This window comes from Saccharothrix stipae (genome assembly GCF_054781895.1).
This window is the reverse complement of sequence record NZ_BAAGTN010000008.1, coordinates 935,371-951,559: the sequence shown is the minus strand read 5'-3', so window position 1 is coordinate 951,559 and position 16,189 is coordinate 935,371. Positions and strand designations below refer to the sequence as shown.

Annotated in this window: 14 protein-coding genes; 4 read left to right on the top strand and 10 right to left on the bottom strand. The window is 72.7% G+C overall.

What is annotated here, in order from left to right; translation table 11 throughout:
• Window positions 1–80: 80 nt before the first annotated feature.
• Complete coding sequence (gene mraZ / locus ACYVLT_RS21320) at window positions 81–512, bottom strand: division/cell wall cluster transcriptional repressor MraZ (RefSeq protein WP_106613421.1); 432 nt, start codon at window positions 510–512, stop codon at window positions 81–83.
• Window positions 513–972: 460 nt separating this feature from the next.
• On the opposite strand from mraZ, the gene ACYVLT_RS21315 reads away from it, so the two are divergent.
• The 3 genes from ACYVLT_RS21315 to ACYVLT_RS21305 are packed head-to-tail and all read left to right on the top strand — an operon-like array spanning window position 973 to window position 5,821.
• Window positions 973–2,115, top strand: coding sequence for an AAA family ATPase (locus ACYVLT_RS21315; RefSeq protein ID WP_461121926.1), 1,143 nt, complete (start codon window positions 973–975; stop codon window positions 2,113–2,115).
• 1 nt (window position 2,116) lies between these two features.
• The gene (locus ACYVLT_RS21310) at window positions 2,117–3,382 is read left to right on the top strand and encodes a DUF58 domain-containing protein (protein WP_461121925.1); all 1,266 of its coding nucleotides are present in this window, start codon (window positions 2,117–2,119) and stop codon (window positions 3,380–3,382) included.
• Entirely contained in the window at window positions 3,383–5,821 is a 2,439-nt protein-coding gene (locus tag ACYVLT_RS21305) for a transglutaminase TgpA family protein (protein ID WP_461121924.1), read from the top strand. It abuts the gene before it with no gap.
• A gap of 182 nt (window positions 5,822–6,003) precedes the next feature.
• Here ACYVLT_RS21305 and ACYVLT_RS21300 read toward each other — a convergent pair whose 3' ends face one another.
• The 6 genes from ACYVLT_RS21300 to ACYVLT_RS21275 form a co-directional block, all read right to left on the bottom strand.
• Window positions 6,004–6,387 (bottom strand): DUF3040 domain-containing protein, encoded by a 384-nt coding sequence (locus tag ACYVLT_RS21300; RefSeq protein ID WP_033437744.1) that lies wholly within the window; start codon window positions 6,385–6,387, stop codon window positions 6,004–6,006.
• A gap of 1,877 nt (window positions 6,388–8,264) precedes the next feature.
• Window positions 8,265–8,927 carry a hypothetical protein gene (locus tag ACYVLT_RS21295; protein ID WP_461121923.1) on the bottom strand — a complete coding sequence of 221 codons (663 nt, stop codon included), beginning with the start codon at window positions 8,925–8,927 and terminating at the stop codon, window positions 8,265–8,267.
• Window positions 8,928–9,098: 171 nt separating this feature from the next.
• A complete protein-coding gene (locus ACYVLT_RS21290; RefSeq protein ID WP_461121922.1) occupies window positions 9,099–9,356 on the bottom strand; it encodes a hypothetical protein in 258 nt (85 codons plus the stop codon).
• A gap of 84 nt (window positions 9,357–9,440) precedes the next feature.
• Entirely contained in the window at window positions 9,441–10,082 is a 642-nt protein-coding gene (locus tag ACYVLT_RS21285; RefSeq protein WP_461121921.1) for a Crp/Fnr family transcriptional regulator, read from the bottom strand.
• 98 nt (window positions 10,083–10,180) lie between these two features.
• Window positions 10,181–11,464, bottom strand: a complete 1,284-nt coding sequence (locus ACYVLT_RS21280; RefSeq protein ID WP_461121920.1) for a DNA polymerase IV — start codon at window positions 11,462–11,464, stop codon at window positions 10,181–10,183.
• A gap of 36 nt (window positions 11,465–11,500) precedes the next feature.
• Window positions 11,501–12,601 carry an amidohydrolase family protein gene (locus ACYVLT_RS21275; RefSeq protein WP_461121919.1) on the bottom strand — a complete coding sequence of 367 codons (1,101 nt, stop codon included), beginning with the start codon at window positions 12,599–12,601 and terminating at the stop codon, window positions 11,501–11,503.
• Between the two features lie 36 nt (window positions 12,602–12,637).
• Here ACYVLT_RS21275 and ACYVLT_RS21270 point away from each other — a divergent pair, with 36 nt between their 5' ends.
• Window positions 12,638–13,969 (top strand): glutamine synthetase family protein, encoded by a 1,332-nt coding sequence (locus ACYVLT_RS21270; RefSeq protein WP_461121918.1) that lies wholly within the window; start codon window positions 12,638–12,640, stop codon window positions 13,967–13,969.
• Between the two features lie 6 nt (window positions 13,970–13,975).
• Here the strand turns inward: ACYVLT_RS21270 and ACYVLT_RS21265 are convergent, their stop codons facing one another.
• From ACYVLT_RS21265 to ACYVLT_RS21255, 3 genes are all read right to left on the bottom strand, one after another.
• Window positions 13,976–14,581, bottom strand: a complete 606-nt coding sequence (locus ACYVLT_RS21265; RefSeq protein WP_461121917.1) for a sigma-70 family RNA polymerase sigma factor — start codon at window positions 14,579–14,581, stop codon at window positions 13,976–13,978.
• A gap of 215 nt (window positions 14,582–14,796) precedes the next feature.
• On the bottom strand, window positions 14,797–15,387 hold the full coding sequence (locus tag ACYVLT_RS21260) for a sigma-70 family RNA polymerase sigma factor (RefSeq protein WP_461121916.1): 591 nt from the start codon (window positions 15,385–15,387) through the stop codon (window positions 14,797–14,799).
• Between the two features lie 78 nt (window positions 15,388–15,465).
• Window positions 15,466–16,188: a class I SAM-dependent methyltransferase gene (locus ACYVLT_RS21255; protein ID WP_461121915.1), complete on the bottom strand. Its 723-nt coding sequence runs from the start codon at window positions 16,186–16,188 to the stop codon at window positions 15,466–15,468.
• Window position 16,189: the final 1 nt, after the last annotated feature.

Sequence of the window (16,189 nt, the reverse complement as noted above, 5' to 3'; positions counted from 1 at the left end):
GGTGCGCCAGGGCCGAAAGCCGAGCGGACCGAGGCCTCACGGCACCCGAAACCTCGAAACAAACGGCCGATCCAGCCGATCTAGAAGACGCCGGGCAGCACCTCCTCGCGCGCCGTGGCGTAGCTGTCCTCGTGTTCGTCGAGGTAGCGCTGCCACGCCTGCGCGTCCCAGATCTCCAGTCGGTTGATCGCGCCGATGACCACGCACTCCTTGGTCAACCCCGCGTACCGCCGCAGTTCCGGTGCGATCGACACCCGGCCCTGGCCGTCCGGCCGCTGCTCGTCGGTCCCGGCGAACAGGTAGCGCTGGTAGGCGCGGACCGCCTCGTTGGTGAAAGGAGCCTCCGCCACCTTGCGCGCCATCTGCTCGAACTCGGCCCGTGGGAACACGTAGAGGCAGTGGTCCTGGCCCTTGGTGACCATCAGACCCCCCGCTAGCGCGTCCCGGAACTTCGCAGGCAGCGTCAGTCGGCCCTTGTCGTCCAGCCTCGGGTAGTGCGTGCCCAAGAACACGGCGCCCACCTCCCGACGCCGGAAGATTCACTTCCGACCGGCAGTGGAGCCCCCGTCTGCCCCACCGGCCGCCACAGTACCCCACTTTTCACCACAGTCAACGCTGAAACGGGTGGTTGCACGCGCCGTGCCGGGACGTTTACGCAGGTAGAACGAAGATGGCCGGGGTGGAGCGCGGTGGGGGACGTCCGCCGTGACCACCTCCGCGGGTGAGTCGAACCGGCCGGAACTCCACCCGGATGGCGCAGCGAAAACGGGCAAAACCGGTTCGCCGGAGGCCCTGGTGGGGAATCGTGGTGGGGTGGGGTGAACCGGCCGGGCTCCCGGGACGTGGCCACCACGGGTCCGAAACTGTTCAATCGGTGTAGGGCGCTTCGCCCTGGTTTGACACACTGCGTGAAACGCTCACCGCCACCGCGAACCGGTCGCGGTAGGGCCGCGCCCTGCTCCAGGAGGTCGAGTGACTCCGAGTACACAGCCAGCCGCGCTGCCAGAACACTCCTACGGGGGCGGCGTGCCTGCGGTCAACCAGGGGAACGCCGTCGGCGGAGCCGACAACCGCGCCACCGCGCACGTCAACAACGGGGGTCACACCCGACCGGAGGAAGCGCTCGCGGAGCTGCACGCCGTGGTCGGGCGGATCGCCGCCAACGTGGAGAAGGTCATCGTCGGCAAGCCGGACGTCGTCCGGGTCGCGCTGGTCACCCTGCTGGCCGAGGGCCACCTGCTGGTCGAGGACGTGCCGGGGGTGGGCAAGACGTCGCTGGCCAAGGCGCTGGCCAGGTCCATCGACTGCACGGTGAGCCGCATCCAGTTCACCCCCGACCTGCTGCCCAGCGACATCACCGGCGTGTCCATCTACAACCGGCAGGACAACGACTTCGAGTTCCGGCCCGGCCCGGTGTTCGCCAACATCGTGGTGGGCGACGAGATCAACCGCGCCTCGCCGAAGACCCAGTCGGCGCTGCTGGAGTGCATGGAGGAGCGCCAGGTCACCGTCGACGGGCAGACCTACCCGCTCGGCGCGCCGTTCATGGTGATCGCCACGCAGAACCCGATCGAGATGGAGGGCACCTACGCCCTGCCCGAGGCGCAGCGCGACCGGTTCACCGCGCGCGTCTCCATCGGGTACCCGGACCCGGCGGCCGAGCTGGCCATGGTGGACGAGCACGCGGGCCACGACCCGATGGCCGACCTGCGCCCGGTGTCCGACGCCGAGCAGGTGCTGAGGCTGGTCCAGGTCGTGCGGCGGGTGCACCTGTCGCAGGAGGTCCGCCGGTACGCGGTGGAGCTCGTCGGCGCCACCCGGCGGCTGCCGGAGCTGCGGCTGGGCGCGTCGCCGCGCTCGACGTTGCAGCTCGTGCGGTCGGCCAGGGCGCAGGCCGCGCTGGCGGGCCGCGACTTCGTGGTGCCCGACGACATCCACGCGGTGGCCGTGCCGGTGCTGGCGCACCGCCTGGTGATGACCGCGGAGGCGCAGGCCGCCCGCCGGTCGTCGGCCGACCTGGTGCGCAACCTGCTCCAGCGGGTTCCGGTGCCGCACGCGGCGCTGGACCCGAGCGGGCAGTTCCTGCACAACATCAACCCGAACAACCACCGCTGACATGCGCGCAGCGCTGTCCGGGCTGACCACCCGCGGCCGGTGCCTGCTGGCCGCGGGGTTCGCGGCCGGTTTGTGCGCGATCGTGCTCAACGAGCGCGACCTGCTGCGCGTGGCGGCGTTCGTGGTGGCCCTGCCGCTGCTCGCGGCCTGGCTGGCGCAGCGGGCCCGGGTCGGCCTGCACGCGAGCCGGTTCCTGCACCCCAGCCGCGTCCAGGTGGGCACGGCCACGGACGTGCGGGTGGAGCTGCGCAGCGCCGGACGACTGCCGACCGGTGGGCTGCTGCTGGAGGACGCGGTGCCGTACGCGCTGGGCGCCCGCCCGCGGTTCGTGGTGGAACGGCTGCCGCGCAACATCGTGACCGTGCTGCGGTACCCGCTCAAGCCGGTGATGCGCGGCGTGCAGCAGGTGGGTCCGCTGATGGCGCGGATCACCGACCCGTTCGGCCTGGCCGAGTTCGACCGCGAGATGGCGGGCCGCAGCCGGCTGGTCGTGGTGCCCCGGGTGGTGGCGCTGACGGGTCTGCCGAGCGGTTCGGGCATGGGCTCCGGCGACGACGGCTCGATCCGGCTGCGCGCCGGTCAGGGCGAGGACGACGCGGTGGTCCGCCCCTACCGGCACGGCGACGACCTGCGGAAGGTGCACTGGCGCTCGACCGCGCGGCGCGACGAGCTGATGGTGCGGGTCGAGGAACGGCCGTGGCGCGGCGGCACGACCGTGCTGCTGGACCACCGGCTGGTCGCGCACCGGGGCAGCGGTCCCGGTGCGAGCCTGGAGTGGGCGGTGTCGATGGCCGCGTCGATCTGCCTGCACCTGCACCGGTACGGCCACCAGGTGCGGCTGGTCGGCGACGACGGCCGGGTGCTGGCGGGCGGACCGGGTGACAGCGGGTACAACGACTCGGTGGTGCTGGACGCGTTGGCCGCGTTGCCGCCGTCGCACCGCCGCGAGCCGGCCGCCGGGGTGGACCCCGGCGCGGGCCAGGAGGTCGTGGCGATCCTCGGCGGCAGCACGCCCGCCGTGGTGGACGCGCTGATCCGCAACCGGCCGCGCGGGATGCGCAGCCTCGCGATCGTGATGGACGTCCGCGCGTGGGCGTCCGCGTCGGAGGACCCGGCGCCCGACCCCGCCGACGCCCAGCGGTTGCTGAGCGGCGCGGGCTGGGGCGTGGTCGTGGCGCGGCCGTCGACGCCGATGGGGCAGGTGTGGCAGGAGCTGTGCCACAGCGCGGGCAACCGCGGCCCGGTGGTGCGCACGGAGGTGGGCTGAGTGACCGGCAGAACGGCCGCGGCGGGCAACGGCAACTGGGTGGTGAGCGCGACACCCGCGGTCGCCGGCCTCGCCACGCTGTGCGCGGCGACGGCGTTGTCCAGCGTGCTCGACGGCGTGCTGTGGCTGGTGTACCTGGCCGTGGCGATCGCGGTGGTCGGTGGTGCGGGCGTGCTGCTGCGGGCGACCCGGGTGCCGCCGGTGGTGGTCGCGCTCGGGCAGGTGCTGGCGTTGACGTGCCTGCTGGTGACGATCTTCACCCGCAGCGGTGTGCTGGTCGTGCTGCCCGGTCCGCAGTCGTTGCAGGACCTGTTGGCGGTCCTGGGCGACGCGATGACCGAGGTGCAGACCGGTGTGCCGCCGGTGCCGGACAGCCCCGCCATGCGGTGCCTGGTGATGGTGGCGATCGGGCTGGTCGCGATCCTGGTGGACACCCTGGCGGTCGGCCTGGCCGCGCCGGCGGCGTCGGGGCTGGTGCTGCTGTGCGTGTTCGCGGTGCCCGCGTCGCTGGCCGACGAGATGCTGCCGCTGTGGACGTTCGTGTTCGGCGCGGCCGCGTTCGCGCTGCTGCTGGCCGTGGACGGGCAACACCGGCACGAGGCGTGGCGCGGCCGGATGGCGGGCAGCGGGCAGAGCGGGTCCGGGCCGGCGGCGACCGCGGTGGCCGGGTTGGCGGTGGTGGTCGCGCTGGTGGCGGGCGCGAGCCTGACCCTGGTGGGCACGGTGGGTCGGCTGCCGGGCACCGGCGACGAGATCGGCGGCGGCACGGGCGGGTTGGGCATCGACCCGATGACCCAGCTGCGCGGCATGCTCAACCAAGGTGCGCCGCGCGAGCTGTTCCGGGTGCGGAACATGCCGAAGACGTCGGCGTACCTGCGCGCGATGACGTTGCGCCAGTACGTGCCGGACAAGGGCTGGGAGCTGGGCGGGAGCATGCCGGAGGGCGTGCCCGCCGGCGGCGCGCTGCCCCCGCAGCCGGGCGACCCGGGCGGTGGCGACGTCGTCGACATCCGGATCGAGCCGGTGAACTGGGTGGACAACTGGCTGCCCATCTACGGTCGGCCGCGCGGTGTCGAGGAGGTCGGCGACAACTGGAGGTTCGACCCCGGTCGCGGGATGATCTACAGCGTGCGGCCGCGCAAGTCGGAGCCGTACACGTTGGAGACGGTGTTCGACACGCCTTCGGCGGACACGCTGCGCAAGGCCGTCGGTCAGGTGGACGTCGACCAGGAGTACCTGGACGCGCCGGGCGTCGAGGGCCGGGTCGCCGCGTTGGCGCGGCAGATCGTCTCGGGGCACGACAACCAGTTCGACCGGGCGACCGCGCTGTACCGGTACTTCACCGACGGCACGCAGGGGTTCGACTACACGACGCAGACCTCGACCACGAGCACGTCCGTGGACGCGTTGGAAGACTTCGTGTTCAACGGCAAGAAGGGGTTCTGCGAGCAGTACGCGTCCGCGATGGCGATCATGGCGCGGTCGGTCGGCATGGCTTCGCGGGTGGCGTTGGGCTTCACGGCCGGGTACGCGACCGGTGAGGTGCAGACGATCACGTCGCAGGACGCGCACGCGTGGGTCGAGATCTACTTCCCCGGCCACGGCTGGATGACCTTCGACCCGACGCCGCTGTCGGACGGGCGCGGCGTGACCCCGCCGTACATCTCCGGTCTCGACGCCGACGACGAGGAGGACGGCTCCAGCACGGGCGCGACGACCACCACGACCACCACGGCGGCGCCGGGCACGTCGGCGTCCGCGTCGGCCCTGCCGGACGCGCAGGGCCAGGACGGGACGACGGCGGAAGCCGAGCCGACGCCCACCTGGCACTTGGTGACGCTCGGGGTGCTGTCGCTGCTCGCGTTGCTGGCGACGTTGTTGGTGTTGTTCGGCGGTGCGCGGCTGGCACGGCCGGTGTGGCTGCGTTCGGCGACCATGGCGGCCGCGGCGGTGGCGTGGGCGGTCGTGCTGGCGTTGGCGGTGGCGTTGCTGTCGTGGTGGTTGGCGGTGGCGTTGCTGGTGCTGGTGGTGACGGCGGCGCCGGCGGTCGTGCGGACCTGGTGGCGGCGGCAGCGGCTGCGGGCGGTGGCCGGGTTGGGGCCGGACGCGGCGAGCGCGGCGTGGCAGGAGCTGGTCGCGGAGTCCGTGGACCGGGGCACGCGGGTGCCGCGCACGGAGACCGTGCGGGTGGCCGCGCGGCGGCTGGTCCGGGCGCACAACCTGGACGAGCAGGGCCGGGACGGGCTGCGTGCGGTGGTCGGGGCGGTGGAGCGGTCCTGGTACAGCACCCAGGCGGCGGCGGACCCGTCGCTGCCGGGTGCGGTGGACGACGTGCGCGAGAGCCTGAACCGCAACGCGCCGCTGGCGTTGAAGGCGAAGGTCCTGCCCCGGTCGGTGCTCCAGCCGACGCCGCCGGCGGAGGACGACCCGCAGGAGTGACGGCACCGCGCTGGGAGCGGGGTGTGCTGCTCAGCGCGGTGCTCAGTGGTGCTCAGTGCGGTGGGAGTCGGTAGGAGTCGGTAGGAGTCGGTAGGACAAGCACACGGCCCGCCCCGGAGGAACCGGGGCGGGCCGTGTGCGTTGTTCGGTCGTGCAGTCGTTCGGTTGGGCTGTCGCGCGGACTACTCGTCCTCGAAACGGCGACGGAAACGTTCTTCCATCTTCTGAGAGAACGAGCTGCGGCTGGGCCGGCTTCCCTCTTCGCTGGGCTCTTCGGCACCCTGGTCACCACGACGCAGCGTCGTCACGGTGAGCAGTACGCCGAAGAACATCAACAGGAAGCCGACCACGCTCACCACCGGGATACCAGCGAGCTTCGGCAACATCACACCCGTGACCAGCAGTGCCACACCCACGGCGAACAACGCGATGCCTTGGATGCGACGCCGTCGGGACGGCTTGCGCAGCTTGGCGCCGCGCACAGTGGATGCGAACTTCGGGTCCTCGGCGTAGAGCGCGCGCTCGATCTGGTCGAGCAGTCGCTGCTCGTGCTCGGAGAGTGGCATGGCTCCTCCTCCGGCACAGCGGTCGCGGGCGCCGGGTAATCACGGTTGCCGCCGGTCCCGGCGGACGCCCCGCCCTGGGGGCGTCACAACCAGGATACGATTCGGGAGGCTTGCCGACTACCCAGTCCGTGCCCCTAAGCGGTTCGTTCTGTCACCATCATCCTCACGGGTCAACGGTCAGGCCACCGTGAGGTCGGGCAAGCCTCATCGAGGGCCACTGTCAAGACCTGCAAAAGCCCGGCCGTTCACTCGCCCGAGGGAGTGATCGAAGGGCTGTGACTACCGGTCTGTCGCCCGTAAGGCGGCGGTAACCCCCGATTCACCTCATCCGGTTCAAAGATCGCACTGGCGCGCCTACGGACAGTGATCGCACCCGTACGCCACCCAGGGCCGCCTTTCGAGACCGAGATCACAACCGAGACCGCGCCCACCCCACCGCCCACACCCGCCCACCGACGCCCCCGGTGGGGCCGAGTACGGAACCACGAAGCCCGCCCCACCACCCCGACCGACCGGCCCACGGTCCCGACACCCGGCCCACGCCAAACCCACGCCCGATCCAGCCCTCAGTTCGGGCGGTCGGGGGTGTGCCGGTAGGTCGGGTGGGCCCCGGCGTGCCGGGCGAGTCGATCTTCGCGCGGGCCGGGAGGGTAGTACGCCGGTGAGTCGGGCCTCGACCGCAGAGCCTGGTGCGCGGGCGGGCGGTTGAACGGTCGGGGTGGGGTCGGGTGTTGGGACCGGAGCGGCGTCGGGGTGCTCGGTGTTCGAAGACCGGCTCGGCCCACACACCGGGCTCGACGGTCGAGAACCGACCCACCCGCGCACCAGGCCCGACTGCCCACAGATCGGCGTGGCCGGCGCACCGGGCTCAGCGGTCGAGGTCCGCACCACCGGCGCACCACCGGCGCACCACCCCCGCACCACCCCCGGACCGCCCGCAGAGCGACTCGGCAGGCGCCCCAAACCCACCCGAACCAACGGCACATCGCCGGACCGCCCGAAGATCGGCTCGGCCCACGCACCCGGCTCGACGGCCGAGACCCGACCCGCCCACGTACCCAGGCCCAACCGTCCGAAGACCGGCTCGGCGGGCATGCCGGGCTCGGCGGTCGAGGTCCGCCCCACCGGCGCGCCAAGCCCGGACTGCCCGAGGATCGGCACCCGACGCCCGAGGCCGAGGCCTGACCCGCCGGGTTCGGCGGTCGAGAGCCGAGCCGCCGGCGCACGAGACCCGGCTGCCCACAGGTCGGCTCGGTGGGCAAGCGATGCCCCGAGGCCTCGCTCGCCGGGTTTGGCGGTCGAGGCTCGGGCCAGTGGTGCGCCAGGACTGAGCACGAAGATCGACTCGGCCGGCACACGACGCACGACGCTCGAGGACTGTTCGAGCCAATGGCACGCCGCCCGACCGCCCGAAGGTCGGTTCGGCCGGACACCGGGGTCGGCGGGTGAGGGCGGTTCGGACCGGGATCGGTGGGGGGTGCCGAGGGCGGTTGGGGCGGGGGCGGGATTGGCCCGGGGTGATCAACGGTGTTGGTCAGGCGGGGTGATCAAGGGTGGTGGTCAGGGTCAGGGTCAGGGTCAGGGTCAGGGGTGGTGGTTAGGGATGGGCGGAGGGTGGATCCCCGGTGGGGCTGGTCGGCGGGTGGCGCGGTTGATCAGGGGCCTTGGGCGGTCGGTGGCTTGGGTGGCTGCTCGCAGCAGGTCTCGGGCGACGGCGGTCGGGGATTGGCGCAGGCGGGCCGGGGCGGTGTGCAGGACGACGGCGCCGGCGGCGTGCAGGAGGTCCGCGCGGGGTCTGGGGGTGTTGAACTGCCAGGCCAGGGCCAGGTGGTCCCACCAGGCGTCGGCCGTCCCCAGGGGGCGGCCCTCGGCGGATTTCAGGGGACGTCCCAGGCCGGCGCGGGCAGGGGCAGGTCGTCGAGGACCGCCCTGGCCCAGGCTTGCGGCACCGAACGGATGCCGTCGGACAGCTCGGCCAGAACCTGCCTGGCCGGCTCACCGGCACGGGCCAGGCCCGGGCCGAGGTCGGCCACCGCCACCCCGCCGTGGCGGACCACCTCGGTCAGCACGGCTCGCACGTCGTCACGCGAGCGCAGCACCTTGGCGGCGTCGACGGCCGCCTTGGCCAGCGGCGCGGTCAGGAACCCCCGGCGCAGCACGGGATCCGGTGCACGGCGGGTGCGGGTGATGCGGACACCGGCGGCCGGTTCGAGCGGGCGGTTGACCAGGATCTGCACCGGGCCGGTGGCGGGCAGGGCACGCATGCCGTGCAGTTGCAGCGCGTCCAGGCCGGTCAACAGGGTCTCCGGCCCGCCGTAGCGCAACGCCGCCCGCACCAGTTGCGCACGGCTCGGCGGTGTTCGGGCCAGCAGCAGGATGCCGGGCAGCACGTGCTGCCACGGGCCGTGCGGGCGGCAGCGGACGGCCAGTTCCTCGCTCGGCAGACCGAGGCCGAGCAGTTCCGACGTGGTGGCGACGCGGTGCGGGAAGAGGCCGCCGAGGGCGTCCAGGTCGATGGTGGTGCGGCTGGAGGTGTGCATGTGTCCACCATCGGCGGTTCGCCGAGGTCGGTCGACGGGGAGATCGCGAACTGTGGACAACTGGCCGGCCTGTGGACAACTCACGCGAAATGAGGCCTTCCGCAGACCCGACCCGTCTGCGGAAGGCCTCGGTGGACGACGGCCACCCCTCGTTGGCCGTCGCGTGGTCTCTTAGAGCCGGACGAGGTCCTCGCGGATCTCCACGTCCAGCTCCCGGCGGACGGAGCGGACCTCGCGCCAGGCGTCGTACACGGCGACCAGACCGCCGGCGAGCACGAAGGAGACGGCGAGCGCGACCACACCGTCGAAATCGGACTTGACGATCACCACGACCGCCGCCCACACCATCACGGCGGTGAACACGAGGGTGCTGGCGAGGCGCTCGGTGAACCGGCGGCGGGACCGGGCCTGCTCGTCGTTGTGGTTCATGACTCCCCCTCTGAACTCGGCTGATGCCTCATTTGTAGGAGGTTCGAGCAGCGAGTTCTGCGTCAGATGACGCACAAGGGGAAATCAGGCGGTGAAGTCGTAGAGCCGGCTCACCCGGTGGATATCGATCTTGCGACGCCCCGTGCTGATGATGCCCTCCTCGCGCAGTCCGCGCAGCACCCGCACGAGCGATTCCCGCGACGTGCCCGCGATGCTCGCGAGGTCTTCCTGGCTCAACGCGATCGCGCCCTGGTCGGCGATCCCGCGCTGCAACGCCATGTCGATGAGCACGGCGGCGACGCGCTGGGTGGCCGTGCCGCTGATCTGCACGCGCTGCCGGTCGGTGTCGCGTTGCCGCGTCACCACGACGATCAGCACGGACCACGCGATGCGCGGGTACCGCTGGCACAGACCGGCGAACGACCCGGCGGACAGCACCAGTGCCCGCACCTCGCCCAGCGCCCGCACGGTCGCCGAACGCGGCCGCCCGTCCACCGCCGAGCGCTCACCGACGATGTCACCCGCACCACGCACCGCCAGCACCTTCTCGGTGCCGTTGGCGGTGGTCGCGGTCACCCGCAGCAGCCCGCGCCGGACGACCAGCACGTGCCGGGTGACCTCGCCCTCGTGGCAGATCACCGAGCCGTGCGGGTAGTCGCGCTCGACACCCGTCGCCGTGAGCACCTCGTGCTCGGAGGGTGTGAGCAGACCCCAGAACCGATCCACGCCACCACTGTGCCGGGTGATCCACCCGCGCCGCCGGGATCAGGCCGGTGACCACCCGAACGGCTCGACCCCGGAGTCGGGAACCCGAACGCCGCCGGTCACGGCCCGCGGTCGGGCTTGGGCTCGTCCACCCCCGACCGGGACGGCCCCTGGACCAGCAGGGACGCCGGGCGGATCGCCGCCGTGCCGAACCTCGACCGCGCCTGGTCGGCCGCCTGCTCCGCCTCGCGCCAGCCCCGCTCCGGCGCGTCGAACATCAGCTGCTCGCCGTCGTCGCCTTCGACCAGCTGCTCGATCCGGACCCCGATCAACCGCACCGCGCCCGGCGGCACCTGCTCGTCCAGCAGGGTCGACGCGGTCTTGTAGACCTCCTGCGTCACGTCCGTCGCCACCCGCAGCGTCTTCGACCGGGTGATGGTGGTGAAGTCGGAGAACCGCACCTTGATCGACACCGTGCGCCCGCGCAGGCCGCGTGAGCGCAACGTCGCCGCCGAACGCTCCGACAGCCGCAGCAGCTCCCGGCGCAGCAGCTCCCGGTCGAAGTGGTCGACCTCGAAGGTCTCCTCCGCGCCGATCGACTTCTCCCGCGTGGACGGCACCACCGGCCGGTCGTCGTGGCCCTGCGCCAGCGCGTGCAGGTGCTCGGCCAACGCCACGCCGATCAGCCTGCGCAGCCGCGGCAACGGCGTCGCGGCCACGTCGGCCACCGTCTCCAGCCCGACCCGGTCCAGGTGCTCGGCCGTCCGCTGACCCACGCCCCACAGCGCCGACACCGGCAACGGGTGCAGGAACGACAGCACCTGGTCGCGCGGCACGACCATGAGGCCGTCCGGTTTGCACATCCCCGACGCGAGCTTGGCCAGGAACTTCGTCGGCGCGGCACCGACCGAGCAGGTGATCCCGTGCGCCTGCTCCACCTGCGCCCGGATCAACTGCGCGATCTGCGCCGGGCTCGACCGCATCCGCTTCAACGCGCCGCTCACGTCCAGGAACGCCTCGTCCAGGCTCAACGGCTCCACCAGCGGCGTGATGTCGCGGAAGATCGCCATCACGCCGCGCGAGACCTCCTGGTACCGGGAGAAGTTCGGCGACACGAACACCGCGTGCGGCGCGAGCCTGCGCGCGTGGGAGGTCGGCATGGCGGAGCGCACGCCGAACTCGCGGGCCAGGTAGTTGGCCGACGCCACCACGCCCCGGTTCGCCGTCCCGCCCACGACCACCGGTCTGCCCGCCAACTCCGGCCGGTCGCGGATCTCGACCGACGCGTAGAAGGCGTCCATGTCCACGTGCAGCATCGAGCAGCCGGTGTCGTCCGGCCAGACGTCGCCGCGGGCGCGGAAGCGGTCGACCAGACCGCGCGGCAGGTTTGCGCTGCGGCCCACGACCACCCCCATCCAGCCGAACACCTGTTCGACACTCTACGCCAAGCGGTAGACCCGGTGCGCGTTCTCCCACCCGATCAGGCGAGCGATCCGTTCCGCGTCCGCCACCGCGAGAGCATGCGCCCGCAGCCCCGCCGAGAGGAAGTCCGACAACGCGCGCCGGAAGAACAGCGTGCCCAGGTAGTACAGCTCGACCAGCGCGAACGCGTCGGTGGAGAACAGGAACTTCCCGAACGGCACGATCTCCAGCGCCTCCGCCAGCACCCGGCTCGCCTGGTGCGCCACCGCGTGCGTGGCCAGCCCCAGGTCCACGAACACGTGCGGGAACACCTGCGCCAGGTACCCGGCGGTGCGGTGGAACGGGTAGTTGTGCAGCAGCAGGATCGGCACGCCGAGCGGCGCGGTCGCCCGCAGCAGGCCCGTGAGCAGCGACGGGTCGCACTCGTGCAGCGAGAGGTCGGCGTCACCGAAACCGACGTGGAACTGCACGGGCAGCCCGCGGTCCAGCGCCTCCCACACCAGGAACCGGCTGATCACCTCGTCCGCGCACCGGGTCGAACCGGACCGCAACCACCGATCGGCCGCCGCCACCACGTCCGCGTCCGACGGCCGCGCCGGGTCCAGCGCCAGCCCCACCCGGTAGGCCGCGATCGACTTCGCCGCGACCGCCGACGACGAGTCCAACGCCGCCCGCACCCGCGCCGGGAACCCGGAGGCGCCCTCGGGCACGACATCCTCCGCCAACCGCTCCAGCCGCAGCACCGCGAGTTCACGCGAACCGGTGAACTCGGCGGGCCCCACGAAGCCCTCCGGCCACGGGCCGCCGTCCACCAGGAACGTCGCGATCTCCGTCGCCGACAGCAACGACCGGTTCACCTCGGCCGCGCCCAACGACCGCCGCCGGGCCAGGTACTCGTCGGCGGGCGCCAGCGGCGGCAGGTCCAGCAACGGCGCACACCAGCGCCGCACCGCGAGCCCCAGCGACGAGTCGAACGACGACGTGCCCAACGGCGACGGCGACCCGGCCTCGGTCAGGTTCGACTCGAAGCCGTCCCGGTCCAGGTCGGTGCCCAGCACGCCGTGGCAGTGGTGGTCCACCAGGCGCAACGACGCCACGAACGGCAGCAACGGGTCCACTTGTTGAACAGTAGTGACCTGGTGTAACCACGCACGATGGACACAGCCGAGCGGGAGCACCGACGTGCGCTGGCCGTCGACCTGGCGGACGACCTGCTGGAGCAGGACGTGGTGGCGGTCGCCCTCACCTGGGTCGACCACAGCGGCATCACCAGGGTGAAGTCCGTACCGCTCGCGGGCCTGCCCAGGGCCGCCGCGGACGGCGTGGGCACGTCGCCCGTGTTCGACGTGTTCCTCCTGGACGACACGATCATCACCGGGCGGCACGCGGGCGGCCCGGTCGGCGACCTGCGCCTGCACCCCGACCTGGACCGGCTCACCGTGCTGGCGGGCCAACCCGGCTGGGCGTGGGCCCCGGCCGACCGCTTCGACCAGCACGGCGAGCCGCACCCGCAGGACGAGCGCGGGCTGGCGCGGGCGGTGGCCGACCGGCTCACCGTGCACGGCTACGAGGTCCAGGCGGGTTTCGAGGTGGAGTGGGTGGTCGGGCAGGGCGACACCGACGAGTTCCGACCCGCCACCACCGCCCCCGCCTACGGCCACGCCCGCCAGGTCGAGCTGTCCGACTACGCCGCCGACCTGCTGTCGGCGCTGGCCGAGCAGGACGTCGAGGTGCTCCAGTTCCACCCCGAGTACGCGCCGGGCCAGTTCGAGGTGTCCACCGCGCCCGAGGACCCGGTGCACGCGGCCGACACGTCGGTGCTGGTGCGCGAGACGATCCGGGCCATCACCCGGCGGCACGGCCTGCGCGCGTCGTTCTCGCCGAAGGTCACCACCGAGGGCGTCGGCAACGGCGGCCACCTGCACCTGAGCCTGTGGCGCGACGGCCGCAACCTGTTCGGCGGCGGCGAGGGCTGGTTCGGGCTGACCGACGAGGCGGAGGCGTTCACGGCGGGCGTGCTGGCGCGGCTGCCCGCGCTGTGCGCGATCGGCGCCCCGTCGGTGGCCAGCTACCTGCGCCTGGTGCCGCGGCACTGGTCGGGGGCGTTCGCCGAGTGGGGCCTGGAGAACCGGGAAGCGGCGTTGCGCCTGATCGCGGCGCGCGACCTGGAGATCAAGTGCTACGACCTGTCGGCGAACCCGTACCTCGCGGTGGCGGCCACGATGGCGGCGGGCCTGGCCGGGATCGTGGACCGGGCGCGGCTGCCCGAGCCGGTCGGGGTCGACCCGGTCGCGCTGCCGGGGGCCGAGCGCCTGCCCACCTGCCTGGAGGAGGCCGTGGCGGCGTTCGAGGCCGACGAGGTGCTGACCGAGGCGTTCGGCGCGGAGTTCGCCGCGACCATCGTCGATGTGCGGCGCGGCGAGATCGCCCGGTTCGCCGACTGCTCACCGGAGGAGATCGCCGCGCTGACCCGCTGGCGGCACTGAGCGCCCTCAGGCGCGGTGCCGAGCTTCGTCCAACGCCTTGCGCAACCGCGCCAACGCCCGGTGCTGGGCCACCCGCACCGCGCCGGGCGTCGAGCCGACCGCCTCCGCGGTCTCCTCGGCGGACAGGCCGAGGACGATGCGCAGCACCAGGATCTCGCGCTGCCGGTCCGGCAGGACGCCCAGCAGCTGCCCCATCCGGTCGGACAACTCGCCCTGCAACGCCCGCAGCTCCGGGCCCGGCTCGGCGCCCGCGCTGTCCGGCAGCTCCGGCACGCACTCGGCCCGGTTGCGCGCCGACGCACGGTGCGCGTCCGCGACCTTGTGCGCGGCGATGCCGTACACGAACGCCAGGAACGGCCGGCCCTGCTCCCGGTAGTTGGGCAGCGCCTTCAGCACCGCGAGGCAGACCTCCTGGGCCACGTCCTCCGCCGACGCCGACGACCGCTGACCGCGCCCGATCCTGGCCCGGCAGTACTTCACGACCACCGGTCTGATCTCGGCCAGCAACGCCTCGACCGCCCGCCGGTCACCGCGGACCGCCGCGGACACGTACGACTCCGGACCTCCCTCCGCACGTGCCGGTGAGGAGGACGGGACGTCCTCGCTCCGCACGGGCACCACCGTCCTCACCGCGTTGCCGCGAACTACCGGCAAGATCGAAAACCCGACCACCACTGCTGTCATAGCGAGCTCCTCGGCGTCCGCGCGCTGGACGACTCTCGGGGGCACATGCGAACGCGACGCAAGCCCTTCGAGGTGATGACGCCGGTCACAGAAAGTTACTCCGAATGGATGCGTTTATTCCCCGTTTGGGCGAACAAGCACCCTCATTGAACGCGCGGAGTAACCAAGGATCGCTCGATTTCCCGTCTCAGCCGGGTCAGCGCCCGGTGCTGCGCCACTCGGACGGCACCGGGCGAGGCGTCGACCGCCTCGGCGGTCTGGTCGGCCGAGAGCCCCACCACCACCCGCAGCACCACGATCTCCCGCTGCTTGTCCGGCAGCAGCCTGAGCAACTCGCCGACCCGCTGCGACAGCTCCACCCGCAACGCCGACTGCTCCGGGCCCGCCTGCTCGTCGTCCGGCGCGTCGGGCAGCTCGGGCACCGGCTCCGCGCGGTTGCGCAACGCCGCGCGATGCGCGTCGGCCACCTTGTGCGCCGCGATCCCGTACACGAACGCCAGGAACGGTCGACCGTGGTCCTTGTAGGTCGGCAACGCGGTCAGCAGGGCCAAGCACACTTCCTGGGCCACGTCGTCAGCGGAGGTGAACGAGCGCTCCTGCCTGCCCACGCGGGCACGGCAGTAGCGCACCACCAAGGGGCGGACGGTGCCCAGCACCGAGGCGATCGCCCGGCGGTCGCCGGCGACGGCCGCGCGCACCACGTCATCCAGGTCTTCGGGCGCGGGTCCGGCCATCAGCCGGCCCCGGCTAAGTGCGGGTCTCCCATGACGGGTCCTCTGCGGATAGGCGGCGGAACCTCCGTTCTACCGCACTCAGGCGGGCTTTCGGCCCAATACGTGCAACCGGGCCGCCACATCGCGCAAGGGCGAACGGGTCGAGGCGGCCAGTTCCAGCTCGGCCAGCGCCTCCGCGGCGCCGGGGTTCGCCTCCAGCACCGCGCCCGGCACCAGGTCCGATACGACGCCGTGCCCCTGCACCAGCTCCACCTTCAAGCCCGCCGCCACCACCAGTGCCTCCAGCCCGGCCACGTCGAACCGGCGCAGCAGCGGGTCGCGGGTGCCTGTGAGCTGACCGGCCTCGTCGTCCAGCAGCCGCCGCGCGTCGACCAGCCGGCCGGCGATCGCCCGGTGCAGCACGGCCGCGTACCGGTTCGCCACCAGCAACGACACCGCCCCACCGGGGGTCGCCGCGGCGGCCAGCGCGGCCAGCGCGGCACCCGCGTCGTCCACGACCTCCAGCAGCCCGTGCCCGAGCACCAGGTCCGCCGAGCCGTCCCGGTCCAACGCGTCCGTGTCGCCCTGGACAGCGGTGATCCGGTCCAGCACGCCCTCGTCGGCGGCACGGCGGTGCAACGTGGCCAGCGCGTCCGGGCTCGGGTCCACCACGGTGACCGAACACCCGGCCACGGCCAGCGGCACGGCCCACACGCCGCTACCACCGCCGACGTCGAGCACCCGCGGGGGTTCACCACCCCGGCGGTCCCGCGCGGCGGCCAGCTCGGCGTCGAGCACCCTGTGTACGGCGTCCGGTCGCATG